This window comes from Trichocoleus sp. FACHB-591 (assembly GCF_014695845.1).
In the GTDB taxonomy this organism is placed as follows: domain Bacteria; phylum Cyanobacteriota; class Cyanobacteriia; order FACHB-46; family FACHB-46; genus Trichocoleus.
In genome coordinates this window covers 186,590-206,189 of the sequence record NZ_JACJPA010000040.1, presented here as the reverse complement: position 1 = coordinate 206,189, position 19,600 = coordinate 186,590, and the positions used below count along the sequence as shown (strand labels likewise).

Here is a 19,600-nt window from a genome sequence, read left to right as displayed (position 1 = left end):
CTATAGGCCAGCTCTAAGTTGTGAATTTGCGGCAATGCTTTGAGGAGCATTGGGTTGCATAATCACTGCTTGAAAGGGAATGACTCCTGCGTCTTCGCTGTTGATTTGGCGGGCGGCTTCGCGCGATAAGTCTAAAATGCGGTTGTCTACATAAGGACCGCGATCGTTAATTCGCACCACTACCGAATGGCCACTGTTGAGGTTTGTCACTTTGAGATACGTGTCAAAGGGAAGTGAGGGATGGGCCGCAGTTAAATCATTTTGGTTAAATGTTTCACCCGTCGCTGTCAGCCGACCATGAAAATAGGGGCCGTACCAAGAAGCCAGCCCCTGAATCTTTTGGTCAGTTTCCACCAGACCGTACATTTTAGTTTGGGCTTCCGCCAAGGTTAAGGGTGGAGTTGCCAAAGCAATGCGTAGGTTGTTCACCCACTCGACTGCTAACAATTCGCGCGTGCGCTTCAAGTGAGCGGCGATCGCTGGATCAACCACAAATAGAGTGCGATCGCCGACTTTGCCAGCAGGGTTCCCTTGGGCCATGCCAGGCTGCAATTTAGAGGCATCAAAGTGAGGATTCTCTAAGGTTTGTTTAAATTGTGACCCTACCCATTCGGCTTGGTCGCGAGTCGGCAGCTCAGCAATGAGATAGCCTTTCACCCACACTTGAAACACTGTGCGATGAGGAGACTGAGACGAGAAATTTTGGATAAAAGCCGTGTGTCGGAAGGCAGACCACTTCTGCTGTCTTCTAGCGAGGCTACTACCCTCTGGCGTGATAGCCCGATTAGCTCGGACTATCACCACTGCTTTAACGGCATTCAGGCTATTTTCCTGACCTTGCCAAGTAAACAAATCCTTAAATAGCCGCAGGACTTGACCCGGATAGTGGTCCATGAAGTTCTTGCTAGCGGTCGTTGTAATCGCTAGAGAACGAGTAGCCCAAAGTTGAGGTTCTAATTTAATCGCCGCAATACTAGCAGGGGCAGTTCTTAATTTGGGGTGAAAAAGTGAATTTTCGACCGGATTGAACCAACTAGAGGTTGAAGAAGAGATCAAAGCACTCTGGCGCTTGGGCTGCGGTGACACGCTTAGCAACGCTAACTTAGGCGAATAGGTGCTGTAGAGATTGGAGGTGACTGCGGGTTGGAGCCAAGCTGTAGTGGATTTGGAAGGTCTACTCACTGCCGAAAGAATCTTGGCAGGAAAGGTGCTGAATAGACGTTCAGGCGCTTTAAGCAAACCTGGTCCCGAAGAGAAAAAGTACTCAGCTTGGGATGCAACCCAGACAAGACAAAATAGCAACATGTATGGATAAATGCTTGAGAGGATGCACAAAATGTCGTATACAGTAGTGCTGTATACAACCTCTGGTAGCTAGGTAGTAGAGTATACTAACTCTAACCGCGAAATAATCCACCTATAGGGTGAAACCCCCTACTGACCCTAAGTGGAAATTTTTGCAATGAAAACTTTCCGCTAAGCACAGCTATTTTTTCTTGGAAGTTGCCACTACCGTCTAGTGGAATGGAAGTTTTGGGTGGAGTTAAAATCTCGATTAAACCAGCATTTAACTCAAGTTGCTCGCGATCGCGATCCTTACTTGGCCACGGCTGGACACTTTTTTGTTCAACAATATATCCGCCAACAGTTAGAACAATGGGGCCAAGTGAAGGTCCAAGAGTTTCAGGTTCAGGGCATGAACTTGAAGAATTTGATTTTGGATTTGCCAGCGATCACTACAGCAAGGCGCAGCCCCAGACCGCCGATTTTGATTGGGGCTCACTACGATGCTGTAGTCGGTTCACCGGGAGCAGACGATAACGCCACAGGGGTAGCAGTGCTGCTGGAGCTAGCGCGGGCTTTTCACCAGGCACCTGCTCGCTATCCAGTACGGTTAGTCGCCTTCGACTTTGAAGAAACTAGCTACAACCTCGCAGGCAGCACTTATTACGCAACTTCCTTGCAACAAGCGCCTCTGCGCTTAATGCTGGCTCTAGAAATGCTGGGGTATTGCGATCGCACTCCTAATTCCCAACAGTATCCTCCTGGCCTCAAGTATTTCTTTCCCAACCAAGGCAACTTTATCGGCTTGATTGGCAATCTGAAAACAATTCCAGACCTAATCCACCTCAGCCATCATTTGCGGCGGGCAGGCGTGCCTTGTCGCTGGTTACCTGCGGGGAAAAGAGGCATGATTTTGCCAGATACCCGGCGCAGTGATCATGCTGCCTTTTGGGACCGAGGCGATCGCGCCCTGATGGTGACCGATACGGCACATCTGCGGAATCCGCACTATCATAAGCCCAGCGATCGCATTGAAACTTTAGATTTAGATTTTTTAACGGGTGTCTGTCGCGGCCTAGAAATGGGCATTCGTTCTTTATAGATGAGTTGCCCACCCGTTTTTTCAGGAATTTAACCATGACCCATAGCCAGCAGCCTCCACAAACTGTCGCCCCAACAGGCGCTCGTGAGGCAATGCCAAATTACTCCGCAGGCATGCAAGCAGAACCAGTAGAAGTGACTGACCACACCTCTTTGATTCTGGCTTTGCTCCTGGCAGAGCGAGCCTCGGAAGCACAAAGTATCTGGCTGTCAGTGCTCTCACAAAAAAGTGCTATTCAGCAACAAAACAGCACGCTTGAATTGATTCAATTCTTGGCAACTACAGCTGAGCAATACGAACAGAATGCCAATTGGAAAAATGCTTGGTTGATTCGTTCTTACATTGCCCAATTCCTTCCCAACGATATTAATAATTCGCTAATCCTAATTCGACTTGCTATAGAGTTGAAAATATTTGAGCAAGAGGGAAGACGGTTCTTAGCATCGGCAACCCATTCACTGGCATTTGCCCAAGGCTTTGAACAAGTAAATCTTAATCTCTTAGAAGGAGTGCTACAAAAACTAGCCGCAGTTCATCCTTTTCATGAATTGTTTGATATTTGCTTTCTCAACAACAATATTCGCCAGAACCCCCAATTTGATGCCGTCAGAAATCAGGTGGCGATCGCCCACAACAATTTAGGTCTAGTATTTCATCAGCAAGGATCTTTAGACCAAGCGTTTGAAGAATTTCGCAGATGTTTGGAGATTCAGGCAAGCATTAGTCCTGTCCATCTTTCCAAAATATTTCTCAACCTAGGCGTCACCTCTGCTCAAAAGCAGCAGTTTCAATCAGCGGAAACCTACCTGAAACAGTCTGTAGAGCTAGATGCCAATAATGCTGATGCTGCAAGAAGATTAGTCGATGCCAGGTATAAACTCCACACCGCAGCCAAAAACTACACATTTACATCAGATTGGTTTAGCTTCAATATTCCAACGTGGCAAGTACATTTGCAGCAGTTTGTGGGTCAACCCAATTTAACTGTTCTAGAAATCGGTAGTTGGGAAGGTCGCTCCACTTGCTGGCTGTTGGAAAATGTCTTAACGCATCCCTCGGCAACCATTACTTGTGTAGATACTTTTGAAGGTAGCTTCGAGCATCAATCTTACGACCCTGACTATATCAAATCTCTCGAAGACCGTTTTGATTTCAATATTCAACAATCTGGTGCTTCTGAAAAAGTCAAAAAGATAGTGGGTTCGTCTCATCAAGTGCTCAAAAGCTTGCCGACCAATACCTATGACTTTATCTATATTGATGGCTCACATCTTGCTTGTGACGTACTAATTGATGCGGTGTTGAGCTGGCCCTTAGTGAAAGCTCAAGGGCTACTGGTATTTGATGACTATGACTTTAGATTTCCGGACAACCCCAACCAAAACACCCAAATTGGTATTGACGCATTTGTTAGCAGCTTCTCACCCAAAATTGAAATCATTCACAAGGGTCATCAATTAATTCTGGGAAAACTAGCTGAATAGTAGCCTCTGCAATTGACGATTTCTTTAAGTGCTTTGATCTAAGGCATAAACTTGTGCTGACCAGGGGTAGATGGGTTCTCGGCCAATGCGATCGCCTAGAACCCACCGCTCCTGGGTGACTTCCTGCCAGCGATCGCCCTCCGAGATTTTGGGCCAGTTGGGGATGAGATACTCAGCGTTGGGGTTGGTGGGGTTCGGGGTGCCGTAGTCTGAGAAGTTGGCTATTACTACAACTAGATTGCTGCCATAACCTCGTTGCCAAACCATTACCCGCTTACCTTCGCTAAAGTCGCTATGGATAAACTGAATGTCGTTGGAGGCTAGCGCGTCAGAAGTCGTGCGCAAGCGTACCAATCGAGCCACATAACCAAAAATTCGCTGTCGCCAATCTTCGCTGGCACGGCTGTAGTTCACTGGGTCAACTTGTTTGTTGGTCTCTCCCTGACCCGGATAGTCGATATCTAAATCTTGCTGATCGGCAAATTCATCGCCAGCCAAAATCATCGGAATCCCTACCGCAGTAAGTAAGCAGGCAAAAGCCAGCTTGATGCGCGATTCTGCGTCGGCGACGCCGTTGTTAGCCAGCCAGTTGTAGAAGCGCTCATTGCCTAAGCCGCCGATGTCGTGGGAGGTTAAGTAGTTAACTGCTTGGGCACCATCCGAGAAACCGAGCAAGCGACAGTCAATCAGTTTGCGGACACTACCCTCAAAACTCGGATCACCATACCAATTGCGGCCTAAAATTACCTGGCGAATGATTTGCTTGAACTTCTCATTCCACAAGCCGTCCAGACGGTTTTGATTGACGAGTTCTAAGGGAACGCTGAGTTCCTCACCCACCACTAAAAAGCGATCGCCTGTTCCGCCCCGTTGTTGCCAAAGCGATCGCGCGTAATCCTTAAACTCTTGCAAAAAGTCGTAATTGGTGATGTTGTTGACGCTGTCTAGACGTAACCCATCGACGCGGTAATAGTCCATCCAGTGAGCAATGTGAGCTTTCATGTACTCACGGGCAGGCACTAGGCGCGATCGCCCTCCGGTGATCGGGTGATAACCCTCCACGGTGTAGTTGTACTTGAATAAGTCGCCACCGAAACCGTCTCGATTGGTTTGCTCTGGATCACCGCTGCCAAAGTAGATGTAGAAGTCGAGGAAATTGATGTTGGCGTAGGGATTGTTGCGAGAAAACGCCATTACCGCGTCGTAGAAGAAGCGCAGTCCGTGGCGATGACAGGTTTTGACTAAGCTCGCTAAATCGGTTGAAGCGGTGGGAGCTTGTTGACTGTCGGGGCTGCCCAAGTCAAAGTCGGCGGCGAAATAGTTAGCAGTGCCATAGCCCCAATTCAAATTATCGTCACTGTCGGCAGGAGGCAGCAGTTCCAGAGCATTCACGCCTAGCTCTAGCAGGTGGGCACGGCCTGGTTGCAAGGCTGGCACATCTGGAAAGTCTGGGGCAGCTTCCGCAGGTTCTAAGAGAGATTCCACATCCCGGAAAGCTCCTTTACCGACGATCACGTCCCCACTACTATCAATCCGAGTCCAGCGGGTGGGTAGCTCATAAATCACCAAGCGATTGTTGGGCGGTAGATCTGAGAGTGAGCGATCGCCTGTCCAATCCACCGCTTGCCCTTCTGGATCGCAAGGAATTAATTGTCCAGCTTGATACAGCACGACACTCACCGGATCACCACTGGCCGCACCATCTAGTTCCTTAGGGCTAGAGGCGGCAAAGCGGCGATCGACGGTGTAGGCTGTGGGGTCTGTGCAGTAGAGTACGGGACGGCTGGCGTTGTAGGGATTGGTATCGCGAATTTTGAACCAATAGCCGTAAACTTGCCCATCAACAAGGTTGCAGTCTTGCACTTTTACTTCCCACAAATCTGGAAATTCAGGCGATCGCTGAAGTGGAATTTCCCGAAATTGGTCAAACTGGCCTGCTTTGAGGCTGGCATAAGTGCCAATGTAGAGCGCTGGAATTGGGTCAATGCTGCCAGGACGCCACAGCAGAAAGTGAGTTTGTTTGCGATTCAGCAGATCTGCCTGCATGACCAACTCTCCCAAGGTAAGCAATGGTTTTTGTAGCGCTGCAAGAGAATGACACCTGATAGGTAAGCCATTCGATTCACAGAGTATTCACGCTGCAACAGTACTAACCTCGGTTCTTAAACAATTTCAAATAGTTTCAAATACCAGTTGCGGTTGAAGTGGAACCGGTGTTGTAGTAGGAACTCTGGCTGGGTTGGTAAACGGCGATCGCTTCGTAGTCAGGCTGCCAAATTCTGGACGCTTCTAGATGAGCTTGGATGGGCCTACCAATATAGCGAGTCACCTTGACGCGATAACCAGGCATCCCATCGGCGTTAGGGGCAGGCGTTTGCTCTAGCATCTCAGCAGTTACATTCACCGCAAACGGACAAGGTGTGATTCCCCAAACGCTTGAAGTTACTTCTCCTAGCTCTGAATCAACGTCTAGCCTTAGTTGCAAAGGGATACCACTCGTGTTTCTCACCATCAAATCTTTGTAGCCATAGGCAACTGTGGCATCTCGCCCTATGGGAAAGAAACGCTTGTTGCCATAGGGGTCGATGCTGTGGTGATGCCGTTCTAAAATCTCAAATCCAGCCAGCAGAAAAGCGTTGAATAGGTTGGTAGAAATCAGGCAGAGTCCACCGCCAAAATCCAGCTTGACTTCACCTCGCACAAAAACTGGCCCTTCCCGAAAGCCACTAAAGTGAGTAGGACGCGGGACACGATGCCAAAAGCTGAAGATCTGCTGGGGTTGGATTACCAAGCCATGAATTTTTCGCGCTGCCAACTTCAGATTCCACAGCCGATTTGCACTCATTTGAGGAGAATCAGGACGTGGAGGAATCGGAGTTGTAAATTGGCTCCACAGATACGGGTAGCGCTGAGCCATCTCCGGTCGTCGAAGCCGAGCGTAGTGCCAAGGATACCCCTGTCGCCAAGCAGCGCTAGATTTCAACCCGTGTCTCAGTGAAGTTTTGCAGGCTTGCCAGATTTGTTTCATGCTGTTGAGAGGAAGCTTAGTAAATGCAACGCCCTGAGTAAGGCTGATTCCTAAAAACCCATAGAATTTATCGCTCAAGCGCATTCCTGAAGCTTAGAAACTTCACAAAAACTACAGCAGCACAAATCAATGCGGTAATGGTTGGGAGTTCAAATGTCTGGTGTATCTAATTCGGGTTGGCAATTTTGGATCGATCGCGGTGGCACCTTCACCGATATTGTGGCCCGACAGCCTAACGGTGAGTTAATTGTCCATAAGTTGTTGTCAGAGAACCCCGAACGCTATACAGATGCTCCTCTTCAAGGCATTCGCGAACTGTTGGAAGTAGCAACCGAGGCACCCATCCCAACAGAGCAGATTGCCGCAGTGAAGATGGGAACGACCGTGGCGACTAACGCTTTGTTGGAGCGGAAAGGCGATCGCACTGTACTTCTCATCACTAAAGGCTTTCGGGATGCGCTGCGGATCGGCTACCAAAACCGCCCTAATATCTTTGCCCGTCAAATCATCTTTCCAGAAATGCTTTATGAGCAGGTGATTGAGGTAGAGGAACGCTACACAGCTCAAGGGGAAGAGTTAACTCCGGTGAATCTAGAAGCGATGCGTCCTGCATTGCAAGTGGCTTATGAAAGTGGAATTCGAGCTTGCGCGATCGCCTTCCTCCACGGCTACCGTTACCCCAATCATGAGCAACAAGTTGCAGTGTTGGCGCGAGAGATAGGTTTTACGCAAATTTCGGTCTCCCATGAAGTCAGCCCGTTGATGAAATTGGTGAGCCGAGGAGATACGACAGTTGTAGATGCGTATCTTTCTCCAATTCTGCGGCGCTACGTCGATCGCGTGGCAAGTCAGTTGGGAGATACGCAACTGATGTTTATGCAATCCAACGGGGGACTGACCGACGCGAAGTTTTTCCAAGGTAAAGACAGTATCCTTTCGGGGCCAGCAGGAGGCATTGTCGGCGCAGTCCAAACCAGCAATTTAGCGGGTTTCGACCAGATCATCACGTTTGACATGGGCGGCACCTCAACGGATGTAGCGCATTACAACGGCGAATATGAGCGCACCTTTGAAACCGAAGTGGCGGGTGTGCGGATGCGATCGCCGATGATGTCCATTCACACCGTGGCAGCAGGCGGTGGATCAATTTTGCAATTTGATGGGTCACGTTACCGAGTGGGGCCAGAGTCGGCAGGGGCAAATCCTGGGCCTGCTTGTTATCGCAAAAATGGTCCCTTAACGGTAACCGATGCCAATGTCATGGTGGGCAAGTTACATCCTCAATTCTTCCCTAAAGTCTTTGGCCCCAACGGAGATCTACCACTGGATGCCGAAGTGGTACAAGCGAAATTTGCCGAACTTGCTGCCCAAATTCGTACAGCCACGGGAGATAATCGCACTCCAGAACAGGTGGCACAGGGATTTCTAGCGATCGCTGTGGAGAAAATGGCGAATGCGATCAAGAAAATCTCGGTGCAGCGTGGTTATGACGTTTCAGAGTACACGCTCTGCTGTTTTGGCGGTGCGGGTGGCCAACATGCTTGCGCGATCGCGGATGCTCTGGGAATGACACAGGTGTTCATTCATCCGTTTGCAGGCGTATTGTCGGCCTATGGGATGGGTTTGGCGGATCTGCGGGTGTTACGAGAGCGATCGGTTGAGGCGAAATTGACGGATGGGTTGATGCTTGAGTTGGAAAAGCTGTTGGCTGAGATTGCTGATGATGCCAAAGCTGAACTGATGCAGGCCCCCCTCTCTGGTATGCCCGCTAGGGCTATAAATTGCGGGGAACTGGAGTTTTCAAATATTCAAGTTCTCTCTAAAGCACATCTGCGTTATGAAGGGACAGATTCTGCGCTGATTGTGGAGTTTGGCAGTATCCCGGATATGGTGGCTTGGTTTGAAGCGGCTCATCAACAGCGGTATGGCTTTATTGCACCAGACAAGGCACTGATCGTAGAAGCGGTTTCTGTGGAAGTTGTGGGCGTGACCGAGATTCCAGAAGAGGAGATCGCTGAGCAACGGAGAACTGGACCAGCAGAGGCGATCGCGACTGTCCAGATGTTCACCGCAGATACCTGGCACGATACTCCCGTTTTTGATCGTGCTCATCTCCAACCTGGCGATCGCATTACTGGCCCCGCCATCATTATTGAATCCACTGGAACTAATGTGATTGAACCAGGCTGGCAGACACAGGTGAACGAGCGCAGTCATTTAGTGCTTCAACGAATTCAACCATTGATGAGACAGCGAGCGATCGGCACAAATGTTGATCCGGTGATGTTGGAGATTTTTAACAACTTGTTTATGGCGATCGCGGAGCAGATGGGGTTCACGCTGCAAAACACTAGCTACTCGGTCAACATCAAGGAGCGGCTGGACTTCTCTTGCGCAATTTTTGATGGGCAAGGTCAACTGGTGGCAAATGCGCCTCATATCCCAGTGCATCTGGGGTCGATGAGTGAGAGTGTGCAGAGCCTATTGGTTGCAAAAGGAGATCGGCTAAAACCAGGCGATGTCTATGCGATCAACAATCCCTACAATGGTGGGACACATTTACCAGATGTGACGGTGATTACGCCTGTGTTTGCAGCAGTTGGCACAGATCACTCTTCACCTCTCTTCTTTGTCGCTTCTCGCGGTCATCATGCGGATATTGGCGGAATTACACCGGGGTCGATGCCACCGAATAGTACTTCGGTGGAGCAAGAGGGGATTCTGATCGATAACTTCCAAGTGGTAGATCAGGGGCAGTTTCGAGAGCAGGAATTGGCGGAGCTTTTGACCTCTGGGCCTTATCCAGCGCGAAATCTGACGCAGAATTTAGCCGACTTGCAGGCGCAGATTGCAGCGAATGAGAAGGGAATGCAAGAGCTGCATCGGATGGTAGAGCATTTTGGCTTGGAGACGGTGCAGGCTTACATGAGCCATGTGCAGGATAATGCGGAAGAGTCGGTGCGACGGGTAATTGAAGTGCTGAAGGATGGCTGCTTTACCTATGAGATGGATGATGGCAGTCAGATCCAGGTGGCGATCGCCATTAACCACACCGCCCGAACTGCCCGAATTGATTTCACAGGCACTTCCCCCCAGCAACCCAACAACTTCAACGCGCCTTTAGCTGTGACGAAAGCAGCGGTTCTCTATGTGTTTCGCACGTTAGTAGAGGATGACATTCCTCTCAATGCGGGTTGTCTCAAGCCTTTGAAGATTCGTATCCCGGAAGGTTCTATGCTGAATCCGCAATATCCAGCGGCAGTGGTAGCGGGGAATGTGGAAGTGTCGCAGGCGATCGTGGATACGCTGTATGGCGCGTTAGGTGTGTTGGCGGCTTCCCAAGGGACAATGAACAACTTCACCTTTGGCAGTGATCGCTATCAATATTACGAAACCATCTGTGGTGGTTCCGGCGCTGGTCCTGGTTTTTCGGGTACCGATGCGGTGCAAACTCACATGACCAACTCGCGCCTCACCGACCCGGAAGTTTTGGAATGGCGCTTTCCTGTGTTGCTAGAAACCTTTGCGATTCGGCCTGAGAGTGGGGGTGGAGGTAAATATCGGGGTGGCAATGGCGTGATTCGTCGCATTCGTTTCCGCGAAGCTATGACTGCGGCGATTCTTGCTAATCGTCGGCGCGTTCCCCCTTTTGGCTTGCAGGGAGGTCAACCAGGGGCGATCGCGCATAACTGGGTAGAACGGCAAGACGGCGCGATCGAGCTATTAAACAGCAAAGCCGAGGTTGCAATGAACCCCGGCGATGTGTTTGTGATTGAAACCCCTGGTGGTGGAGGTTATGGTTCGCTTTAACGGCGATTGCGGCGACGCAAACGGTCGATCGTCACAGCCGCGATAATCACCAAACCCTTGACTACTAGTTGCCAGAAGTAGGACATATTCAGCAAGGTCAGGCCGTTGTTGAGTACCGCGATGATCAGCGCACCGACTAACGTGCCGACAATGGTGCCGATGCCTCCGGTGAAGCTGGTACCACCGAGGATTACCGCTGCGATCGCGTCTAACTCATAGCCGTTGCCCAACATTCCCGTAGCGCTGTAAAGACGACTGGCACTCATGATGCCTGCTAAGCCAGAAAGCAAGCCACTGACACCATAGACGAATAGCAGCACCCTATTCACTTTAATCCCAGTTAACCGCGCAGCCCGTGAGTTGCCTCCTACTGCATAGATTTGCACGCCTAACACCGTCCGCCTGAGGACAAACCAGCTCGCCGCAACCGCAAGTAATGCGATCACCACCAGCCAAGGTATGGGGCCAAGATAGCTGTTGCCAATCCAGGCGAAGTTGAGGTCGCGGTTGATCACGGTCGTGCCGTTCGCCACTAAATAAGCGGTGCCTCGCCAAGCCGTTAACGCGCCTAGGGTAACGATAAAGGGTGGCAAATCCAGAAAGGCAATCAAGGCACCGTTCGCCAAGCCCATTCCTAGTCCTGCCAGTAGCGCAGCGGGGACAGCGGCCCATCCCAGCGCTGGAATCAGGGAGACTAGCACCGCGACGACCGCAGAAACCCCCAGAATCGAGCCGACTGAAAGGTCAATGCCTCCGGTCAGAATTACGAAGGTCATCCCGGTCGCCAGCACGATGTTGATCGAGGCTTGCCGAATGATATTGACCAGGTTGCCAGGTGTCAGGAAGGTCGGCGTGAGAAACGTAAACAGAATGCCAATAATCAGCAGGATGGGCAGAATCCCTGCCACTTGAAGTAAATCCTTTGCCCCTTTGCGTTTCTGAGTGCGGGGTCGATCGCTCGTCTGATCTTTCGGCGGTCTTAATTCTGTTCGGCTCATGATCCTGCTACCTCCGATGCGCCAGTGGCGTAAGCCATGATGTTTTCTTGTGTAATCTGTCTGCCAGTGGAGCCGCCCAGCTCGCCCACTAGCTCTCCTTCTCGCATCACCAACACGCGATCGCTCATTCCCACAACTTCCGGCAGTTCGCTAGAAACCATGAGAATGGCAACTCCTTCTGCGGCCAAGTCGCTAATAATGCGGTAAATCTCACTTTTTGCGCCGATGTCTACCCCACGCGTCGGTTCATCCAGCAATATCACTCTGGGTTTAATCGCCAGCCACCGAGCTAGCAGTAACTTCTGTTGGTTTCCCCCAGAGAGGTCTACAGCCCGGATTTCTAAGTTGGCGAGACGGATGTTGAAGTTTTCTACCGCGTCTGTCGCCACTTGATTGACTGCGCCCCAATTGACCAAGCCAGCGTGGGCATCTTGTTTCAGCCGATTTAGGACGATGTTTTTGCGAGAACTCATCTCTAGAAACAGCCCTTGGTCTTTGCGGTCTTCTGGGACATAGCCAATGCCTGCGGCGATCGCATCACCGGGAGAGTTAATGTTCAGTTTCTGACCATTCAGAAAGACTTCGCCACTGGTTTTAGGGTCAGCGCCAAAAATCAGCCGCGATAGTTCTGTCCTGCCTGCACCGACTAGACCAGCCAGCCCCAGGACTTCTCCCGCATGAACCGAAAAACTAGCAGGTTGCACCTTGCGCCCATCGCTCATGTTTCTCACTTCCAGAACCACCGGACCTGGCTTGCTTTGTCGCTGGTGCTCATAGAAGTCTTGCATGGGCCGACCGACCATCATCTGCACCAAGCGATCGGGAGAAATTTCACTGCGAATCAGGCTACCAATGTATTGCCCATCTCGCAGAACGCTGACCCGATCGGACAAAGCATAGATCTCTTCCATGCGGTGACTGATGTAGATAATGGCAATGCCGTCACTCCGCAACCGCCGAATCACCTCAAACAGATGTTCTGTCTCCCTGTCAGACAGAGCTGCTGTCGGCTCGTCCATCACCAAAATGCGGCTGTTGTCCTTGAGGGCGCGAGCAATTTCTACCTGCTGCTGTTCCGCGATCGCGAGATCTCCAACGATGTCGTGAGTGGTGAAACTAGCTCCCAGGGTTCTGAGCACTTGGGCTGCTTCTCGTTCCATACCGTCGCGATCGAGAAATGGTCCTCGCCGCAACTCCCTGCCCATGAACATGTTTTCGGTCACGGTCAAGTTGGGCGCGACATTCAACTCTTGATAAATCAGGTTGATGCCCGATTTTCTGGCGATCGCTGGATCGGTAATGTTAACGGCACGACCGTTGAGCAAGATCTCGCCTTCATCTGCGATATAGGCTCCCGCCAAGATCTTCATCAACGTGCTTTTGCCTGCCCCGTTTTCCCCCATCAGGGCATGAACTTCTCCGGGATAGATGGTGAGGCTCACACCCTGGAGAGCAGGGACACCATGAAATCGTTTGGTAATGCCTCGCATTTCCAGCACCGGAGTGGCGATCGCTCCTTCTGGAGATGAGGCTCGGATGTCGGTGGTCATCAGTAGCTCCTAAATCAATCTCACTGCCAGCCTGGGTATTCGCTGACGTTCTCTCGCGTGATTAGCTTGACTGGAATCAAAATGTCCGGGTTAGCAGGCTTCTTGCCATGCAGAATGTCATTACCTACTTGAACGGCCTTGCGGGTCATGCCTAAGGGGTCTTGAGCCGCCGTCGCCACAAACAAACTATTGGGGTCTTCGATCGCTTCTTTGGCTTCTGGTGCGCCATCCACGCCCACAATGAAAAACTCACTGCGCTTGGCTTGGCGAGCTGCTAACTCCGCCCCGACTCCCGAAGGATCGTTAATCGCAAAGACCGCATCAATTTTAGGGAAAGAAGTGAGCAAGTCACTCATCACTCTTAGCCCCCCATCTCGGCTTCCTTCAGCGTTCTGGTCTTTGGAAAGAACTTTGATACCGGGGTATTTTGCCAAAACTTGCTCACAGCCATCGACTCGCTCAAAGACCGAGTTGACTGGAGGGCCATTGACGATGACGATGTTGCCTTTCCCCTTGAGGCGATCGGCGATGTATTGGCAACTCACTTGTCCCGCTTGGACGTTATTGGAGGTGATGGTGGCATCTACGCCGCCCTCCGCCCCTGTATCCACAGCGATGACGGCAATGCCCGCTTGTTTAGATTTCTCGACAGCTGGGGCAATGCCTTTGCTATCACCCGCATTGAGGACGATCACGTCCGTATCCGAAGCAATGAAATTTTCGATCTGGTTGAATTGCTGGTTCAGGTCATAGCCGCTGGATACTAGCGTGACTCTGACATCTTCACCGCCAATTCTTTTGGCCTCCTCTTCCGCACCTCGCCCCATCAGCACGAAAAAAGGATTACTCAAATCGCCCACGGTGACAGCGACAGATTTTAGCTTCACCGCCTCATTGCTTGGGTTGCCCTGATTGCCTTCGATCGCTAATCGGTTGTTAGGGGTAGTCGGTGAGCAAGCCACAAGCGCACTACTGGCAAGACTCAAAGCGCCAGCAGCGATCGCTACTCTCTTCACGTTCATCTATTTCCACCAACTCACTAAGAGAGCCAACAGAATATAGATCTGCGAATTAATCAAAAGCGTGAGCTAGCTCTAAATCATTCAGACCTAACTGAGAGGCATTTGAGCTTCTGCAATTTCAACTCTTCCTAATATTTTGTTTTTGATTTAGAGAAGAGCGCTATTAGCTCCAACTAACTGAATGCCTTAACTGGATGCAGAATTATCTCTGCACTTCAAAGCATTAAGTTATTTACTTATGTTAAAACACGTTTAGAAGTGTTTAATCTCGAAATAGCCTTTAGCTAAAACTGCTAGAAGATGTTGATATTAAACTGACAGATTTATATTCGAATGACTTTTTACTATGTTTATCCTCCGCTTTTATAAAAACAAACCACATCTATCCAATGGCTTAGTTAGTATCACTAACTCAATTAATAATTTATTTATCTTTAATGTAATTTTATTTAAGCTTAAAGGTATATCAGTTCAGCAACCGCTCTTTCTTTGAGTTAGAAATCAAGCGATCGCTGAACCTAAAAACAAACTTGAAATCGATGGGGCTAGGTAACACTTTTGCTGCCAAAAATTTTGGTGTTATCAGCTATGATTCATCAACAGCTACTATGACTTCGCTGTCAACTGTTTCATTGGGTAGAGCAGCGATCGCAGCTAAAATACTTGCAGCATTTCCTTTGGGAAAACTAACTTCATTAGTCATTACAATAACTTGCACTTCAGTCCCCTCTAGCAGATCAATCGGCTGAGTCAGTCTTAAGACCCCTTTTTCATAAATGGCCGTAATTGTTTTCATATGGCTGCGATATTAAGTTGATGAGCTTACATAATAGTCCCAAATAATTGATAAATCAAAAATTAGCGATCGCTCCTCTCCATCCAGATAAGAGCGATCGCCTAATATCACGAACTAATTTAGGAATGAAGTCTTAAGCAGGAATTACAATGTCGGGCTTGGTGCTTTGAACGATCGCAAACAGCTCAGCTTGCTCCGTAGCAGGGACAGCAAACTTGTCTAGCGTTTGTTGAAAATCGTCCAAAAAAGACTCCCATTCTTCTGCTGTAATTTTCAGGTGAGCATGGGAATCCTGCATCGAGCGACCGCTATATTTTTGGGGGCCACCTGTTGCCCAGCAGACCATTTCCGTCACCAAATATTTGAATCCAGACCTCGAAACGCGATGATGCGCTTCATCAACTAGTGGGTTGGAGTTGAGGCGTGGATCATCCATGATGCGATCGATAAAGTCATCTACAACAGTGGCAATGCTGTACACACCACCAAGCCGCTCGTAGAGAGAAGTTGCTTGAGATTCCATAGTTGGTTTTCCTGGGGGTTAGCGCTTATTGTTCCCGCCGTCAAAGGTGAGTATCCCAGCGCTTCAAGCAACGCAACAAGCGATCGCTTTAGAGCTGAGGCTGGTATTCTCGCTGGATTTCTTCAAGGGCTTGCCGCAGATCATCGGCATGGAGCCAACCAACGAACCCACCATAGAGGCATTGCCCTCTCGGACTGGCGACAAAGACGTGATCCACGCCAAAGGGATTTTTCCAGGTGCGCATTGTCGTGCCATCCTCAAAGGTGAAAAGGGTTTGCGATCGCTCAAAGTCGCGACGGTGAGCATCAGTCATACCCGCCACCAAACGCAAGCGCTGAATCAGGTGCCCACTCAACTCCGATTCCTCAGTTGATTCACCCCAGAAGTCACGGATCGCAGCAGCAACAGCAGGGTGATTTTTCAGCGTGGCGTGGGGCAAGCCGTAAATGCAGACAAATTTGGCATGGCGGAACTTGCTCGACTCGACCGGAATCGTGCCGTCGCTCCCACCGTCATAATCTCCCGCGATCGTCAAAGTCGGAATTACAGCCGCGATCGTCTCAGCAATGGTGCGGCGGTTTTTACCCAAGTCTCGCGCAATGCCTAATCCAAACTGCAATGGATCGACAATGCGACCTAAGTCTGAACCACCTACCGGAGAGGCCACTAGCACCAACGAGTCTACCTGCGACCACCATTCAGGATGACGATTCAGCACTTCGAGCCAAATCAAACCGCCCATTGAGTGCCCAATAATTCTGATGGGAGTTTCGGGGTAGGTCGCCAACATATCGATCGCAACCTGCTCCACATGCTCAATCAGTGGTTCGATCCGTAGCCAAGTTTTAACAAAACCCAGATTCGGCGTGACGACTTTGGTATTGGACGAAGCGATGCTCTGGGCCAGAGCCGTAATCTCTCGGCTGCTATCGGCCCAACCATGTTGAGCATAGAGAATAAAATCCGGTGTCTCGCTCACCCTATACTCCCATTGTCATTCGGAGATTTTTACTAATGCTGCGATCGCACACTCTTACCTGCGTAAAGGCTTACCCACGTAAGGGAAGCGCCAGCAAACAACCACCCAGTAAACCCAAGGCAGTAGTACCACCAAAAGTCCAAGCGGTTTGCTTCCTACTGTAGCCTGTCCCCAACATCTGGCCCCAAGCAACAGCTCCCAGCCCTGCTCCAGACACTCCCAACAGCAGCAAAATCGCGAAGGGAAACTTGCCAGATACCAGGATTGCGCCAGTTCCTTCATTGTCCGCAAATAGCCAACTTGCGGTTGTAATCGCAACTGCGCCAATCGCGCCCACCCAAAGACTGTCCTTGACAGCCGCTCGCCAACTCCAACCCAGAAATCTGAGCATCACCAACAAAGTGAAGGTGACTACACCACAGACCGCCAAAAGCACGACAGAAACCCCCGTCGCTGCCATAACTGCGATCGCCCCAACCAACGGTGCAAACCAAGTTAAAGATTCCTCAAACAGCCAAGCGATCGATCCGAGCCAAGCAATCACCCAAGCTAACCCCGCCCCTGGATGCATGCCAATCAAAAAACCAAAGCAACAGTATCCTACCCCCAGCAACAATAAAGAGGGCCAAGGTAAATCTGCTTGAAACTCCTTCAGCGTGGTTTGTCGGGGTCTGGCAGGAGTTGACAGCGCCGGAGTTGCTACCAGTTCAGGAGTTTCCTTCCTCGCTGCTTCACTACTAATCACTGCTGCATCTTCTAGTTGTGTGTCGGTCTCAGGCTCAGCAGCAGCGATCGCCTCAAACATGCTGCCATCAGGCAAGGTTGCCCCTGTCCAATCAACGTCTTCCAATATCGCCCCTGCAAGAATAGCCCCGGTGAAGTTGGCTTTACGACAGGTAGCTCCTGTGAGGTTAGCCCCGGTTAAATCAACGTTGCTGAAGTTGGCTTTGGTTAAGTTAGCTTGGCTTAGGTTGGCTTGTTTGAGATTCGCCCCTGTCAAGTTGGCTCGGTTTAAATTACTTTGCGCTAAGTTGCTACCTGCTAAATCAGCTCCCTGCAAATCTGCCCAAGCAAAGTCCCGCTTCCCTACCGCATACCGTTGTAGGAGTTCATTTACATCCATACTGCCCCCCGATTCTCCGCGATTTTGGCACAGGAGGATTCAAGAGAGCGAGAAAGTGTAATTAAATTAATTTTGCTTGGCGGTAATCAACTGGCGAATCATCTGAGCCGTCGCAGGAGCTAGCAAAACGCCATTGCGGTAATGACCTGTAGCCAGTAAAACGTTACTGTAACCTGGCAGCGGCCCAATGATTGGAGCAGGACGGCCTTCCGGACGTGGGCGCAAACCAGACCAAGTTTTGAGTACGGTGGCTTTAGCTAAGGCAGGGCAGAAGGCGATCGCTTGCTTCAAAACTGTTTGCAATTGCGCTTCATCCGCCACCACTTCCTCACCAGCAGCAAATTCGACCGTTGCCCCCACCCAGCACTGATTCGAGCCTAAAGGCACAATATGCACATCATTGCCTGTAATTACAGGTTGCTTTTCCAGAATACCTAAGAGTTGGTCGAGTTCCAGATGTAGCGCTTGACCTAAAACTGGACGAATTTCTATTGATTGCTGAAGAGCCGCAGTTAGGGGCGTGGAGCCTAGACCCGCCGCAACTACCAACCAATCAATCTCAAAGTTTCCTGCTGTTGTTTGTAACTGAGACCAAGTCTGTGAATTGTTGGAGCCAGGGCTACAAGTGATGGTCTCTACAGCAGCATTAAAGTGAAACGTCACACCGTTGCGTTCGGCAGCCGTGACCAAGGCGCGGGTGAGAGCCACCGGATCGACTTGGCGATCGCGAGGTGAGTAGATGGCCGCACTGATCGAATCCGGGTTGAGATAAGGGTACTGATTCGGAAGCTGAGCCGCATCCAGAATCTCTAGCAGCCAGCCTTGACTTTTTCGGGTTTCAGCCAAGGTTTGCCATTTAGCGAGGTCTTCCTCGGCAAAACACAGCTTCAAAATACCGTTGCGATTCCAGGGAATATTGCAACCTGCGATCGCCTCTAGTTCTGGAATTAACGTTTCGTACCGCTGCATACTGGCAAGCCGCAACTGCCAAGCTTTACCCTTCACTTTGTGGCTAATGATGCCCATCAGCACACCCAAGGCAGCTCCCGTTGCGGCTTGAGCAGGAAGTTGGCGATCGAACACAGTGATCGTCAATCCTGGTATTTGGCTGAGTTCGTAGGCGATCGCAGCTCCCACGACCCCACAACCCACCACAGCAACACGACTCATAGATTTCGCTTCAAAGTTAAGAGCCTAGGATGCCACATTCAAAACCCCTCTCCCACGGGAGAGGGGTTTGGGGAGAGATCTTTTTTCTAGCTGTTGGGCACGAGTTGGAAGAAAGCGTCAAAGTCTTTCAACGCTTCCGCATAGTTGCGAATCGCTTGACGATAATCGCCGTTCTGAGCCGCTTCATCGATTTCTTCTAGGTGAGTAAAAATGTCTTGAGCAGCTTGCCGCGCTTGCCCTTGAGCATCGGGCAGTAAGTTGCGAGCCAAATTTCCCATTCTGATTCGCAACTCTCCTAGAGGACCGTGAATAAAGCCGCGAACATCGATCCATTCACGATTTTCGATTAGAGTTGCCAACTCTGGCATGCGACCGCGAAGGGCAGTGATACCAGAGGCATAACTTTGGATGCGCTCGACTTGAGTGGGGCTGTAAGTCAGGGTTTTGGTGCTGGTGGGGCTACTGCAACTGACGAGAAACGCTGTGACGAAGGCCAGTGCTAGAGCCAAAATTGACCGATATTGTCTCATAACTCTACTTGTTTACCACTTGCAAAATTAATTGCCTTGTTGATTAGAACCTATCCCAAAACTCAAATCAGTTTTTAGAGAGGCGCTTAGGGGGCGACCATTTATAATTTTCGTAAAGAAATATATCTCAAGACTGTACTCAAAGTCTTCTTCCTAAATAAAGACTGCGAGATCTTAAGGCAGCGATCGCCTAAATCTAAC

At 50.1% G+C, this 19,600-nt stretch carries 15 protein-coding genes; 3 read left to right on the top strand and 12 right to left on the bottom strand.

The window, feature by feature from the left end; translation table 11 throughout:
• On the bottom strand, positions 1 to 1,182 hold the full coding sequence (locus H6F90_RS31440; RefSeq protein WP_370587967.1) for a septal ring lytic transglycosylase RlpA family protein: 1,182 nt from the start codon (positions 1,180 to 1,182) through the stop codon (positions 1 to 3).
• A 355-nt stretch (positions 1,183 to 1,537) separates the two neighbouring features.
• Between H6F90_RS31440 and H6F90_RS07030 the strand changes: the two genes are divergently transcribed.
• Positions 1,538 to 2,386, top strand: coding sequence for a M28 family peptidase (locus H6F90_RS07030; RefSeq protein ID WP_190551434.1), 849 nt, complete (start codon positions 1,538 to 1,540; stop codon positions 2,384 to 2,386).
• Between the two features lie 35 nt (positions 2,387 to 2,421).
• Complete coding sequence (locus H6F90_RS07025; protein ID WP_190551433.1) at positions 2,422 to 3,870, top strand: class I SAM-dependent methyltransferase; 1,449 nt, start codon at positions 2,422 to 2,424, stop codon at positions 3,868 to 3,870.
• Positions 3,871 to 3,894: 24 nt separating this feature from the next.
• Here the strand turns inward: H6F90_RS07025 and H6F90_RS07020 are convergent, their stop codons facing one another.
• On the bottom strand, positions 3,895 to 5,916 hold the full coding sequence (locus H6F90_RS07020) for an alpha-amylase family glycosyl hydrolase (protein WP_190551432.1): 2,022 nt from the start codon (positions 5,914 to 5,916) through the stop codon (positions 3,895 to 3,897).
• Between the two features lie 136 nt (positions 5,917 to 6,052).
• Positions 6,053 to 6,898: a VanW family protein gene (locus H6F90_RS07015; protein WP_190551431.1), complete on the bottom strand. Its 846-nt coding sequence runs from the start codon at positions 6,896 to 6,898 to the stop codon at positions 6,053 to 6,055.
• 153 nt (positions 6,899 to 7,051) lie between these two features.
• Here H6F90_RS07015 and H6F90_RS07010 point away from each other — a divergent pair, with 153 nt between their 5' ends.
• On the top strand, positions 7,052 to 10,708 hold the full coding sequence (locus H6F90_RS07010; RefSeq protein WP_190551430.1) for a hydantoinase B/oxoprolinase family protein: 3,657 nt from the start codon (positions 7,052 to 7,054) through the stop codon (positions 10,706 to 10,708).
• Here the strand turns inward: H6F90_RS07010 and H6F90_RS07005 are convergent.
• From H6F90_RS07005 to psbQ, 9 genes are all read right to left on the bottom strand, one after another.
• Positions 10,705 to 11,706, bottom strand: a complete 1,002-nt coding sequence (locus H6F90_RS07005; RefSeq protein WP_190551429.1) for a ribose ABC transporter permease — start codon at positions 11,704 to 11,706, stop codon at positions 10,705 to 10,707. The two genes, H6F90_RS07010 and H6F90_RS07005, sit on opposite strands and share 4 nt — an antisense overlap.
• Entirely contained in the window at positions 11,703 to 13,256 is a 1,554-nt protein-coding gene (locus H6F90_RS07000; protein WP_190551427.1) for a sugar ABC transporter ATP-binding protein, read from the bottom strand. The genes H6F90_RS07005 and H6F90_RS07000 overlap by 4 nt, the downstream gene beginning before the upstream one ends.
• Before the next feature lie 20 nt (positions 13,257 to 13,276).
• Entirely contained in the window at positions 13,277 to 14,278 is a 1,002-nt protein-coding gene (locus H6F90_RS06995; RefSeq protein WP_190551425.1) for an ABC transporter substrate-binding protein, read from the bottom strand.
• A gap of 586 nt (positions 14,279 to 14,864) precedes the next feature.
• Positions 14,865 to 15,074: an antitoxin family protein gene (locus H6F90_RS06990; RefSeq protein ID WP_190551423.1), complete on the bottom strand. Its 210-nt coding sequence runs from the start codon at positions 15,072 to 15,074 to the stop codon at positions 14,865 to 14,867.
• 133 nt (positions 15,075 to 15,207) lie between these two features.
• Positions 15,208 to 15,597 carry a group 1 truncated hemoglobin gene (locus tag H6F90_RS06985; RefSeq protein ID WP_190551422.1) on the bottom strand — a complete coding sequence of 130 codons (390 nt, stop codon included), beginning with the start codon at positions 15,595 to 15,597 and terminating at the stop codon, positions 15,208 to 15,210.
• Between the two features lie 88 nt (positions 15,598 to 15,685).
• Positions 15,686 to 16,576 (bottom strand): serine aminopeptidase domain-containing protein, encoded by an 891-nt coding sequence (locus H6F90_RS06980; RefSeq protein ID WP_190551420.1) that lies wholly within the window; start codon positions 16,574 to 16,576, stop codon positions 15,686 to 15,688.
• 70 nt (positions 16,577 to 16,646) lie between these two features.
• Positions 16,647 to 17,699 (bottom strand): pentapeptide repeat-containing protein, encoded by a 1,053-nt coding sequence (locus H6F90_RS06975; RefSeq protein ID WP_190551418.1) that lies wholly within the window; start codon positions 17,697 to 17,699, stop codon positions 16,647 to 16,649.
• Positions 17,700 to 17,765: 66 nt separating this feature from the next.
• On the bottom strand, positions 17,766 to 18,869 hold the full coding sequence (locus H6F90_RS06970) for an FAD-binding oxidoreductase (RefSeq protein ID WP_190551416.1): 1,104 nt from the start codon (positions 18,867 to 18,869) through the stop codon (positions 17,766 to 17,768).
• A gap of 86 nt (positions 18,870 to 18,955) precedes the next feature.
• Positions 18,956 to 19,399: a photosystem II protein PsbQ gene (gene psbQ / locus H6F90_RS06965; RefSeq protein WP_190551414.1), complete on the bottom strand. Its 444-nt coding sequence runs from the start codon at positions 19,397 to 19,399 to the stop codon at positions 18,956 to 18,958.
• Positions 19,400 to 19,600: the final 201 nt, after the last annotated feature.

Coding starts and splice junctions, on each gene's coding strand:
- H6F90_RS06985 (WP_190551422.1), bottom strand. CDS start 15,597: ATGGAATCTCAAGCAACTTCTCTCTACGAGCGGCTTGGTGGTGTGTAC.
- H6F90_RS07005 (WP_190551429.1), bottom strand. CDS start 11,706: ATGAGCCGAACAGAATTAAGACCGCCGAAAGATCAGACGAGCGATCGA.
- H6F90_RS07020 (WP_190551432.1), bottom strand. CDS start 5,916: ATGCAGGCAGATCTGCTGAATCGCAAACAAACTCACTTTCTGCTGTGG.
- H6F90_RS07025 (WP_190551433.1), top strand. CDS start 2,422: ATGACCCATAGCCAGCAGCCTCCACAAACTGTCGCCCCAACAGGCGCT.
- H6F90_RS06990 (WP_190551423.1), bottom strand. CDS start 15,074: ATGAAAACAATTACGGCCATTTATGAAAAAGGGGTCTTAAGACTGACT.
- H6F90_RS06995 (WP_190551425.1), bottom strand. CDS start 14,278: ATGAACGTGAAGAGAGTAGCGATCGCTGCTGGCGCTTTGAGTCTTGCC.
- H6F90_RS07010 (WP_190551430.1), top strand. CDS start 7,052: ATGTCTGGTGTATCTAATTCGGGTTGGCAATTTTGGATCGATCGCGGT.
- H6F90_RS06970 (WP_190551416.1), bottom strand. CDS start 18,869: ATGAGTCGTGTTGCTGTGGTGGGTTGTGGGGTCGTGGGAGCTGCGATC.
- H6F90_RS06975 (WP_190551418.1), bottom strand. CDS start 17,699: ATGGATGTAAATGAACTCCTACAACGGTATGCGGTAGGGAAGCGGGAC.
- psbQ (WP_190551414.1), bottom strand. CDS start 19,399: ATGAGACAATATCGGTCAATTTTGGCTCTAGCACTGGCCTTCGTCACA.
- H6F90_RS07015 (WP_190551431.1), bottom strand. CDS start 6,898: ATGAAACAAATCTGGCAAGCCTGCAAAACTTCACTGAGACACGGGTTG.
- H6F90_RS07000 (WP_190551427.1), bottom strand. CDS start 13,256: ATGACCACCGACATCCGAGCCTCATCTCCAGAAGGAGCGATCGCCACT.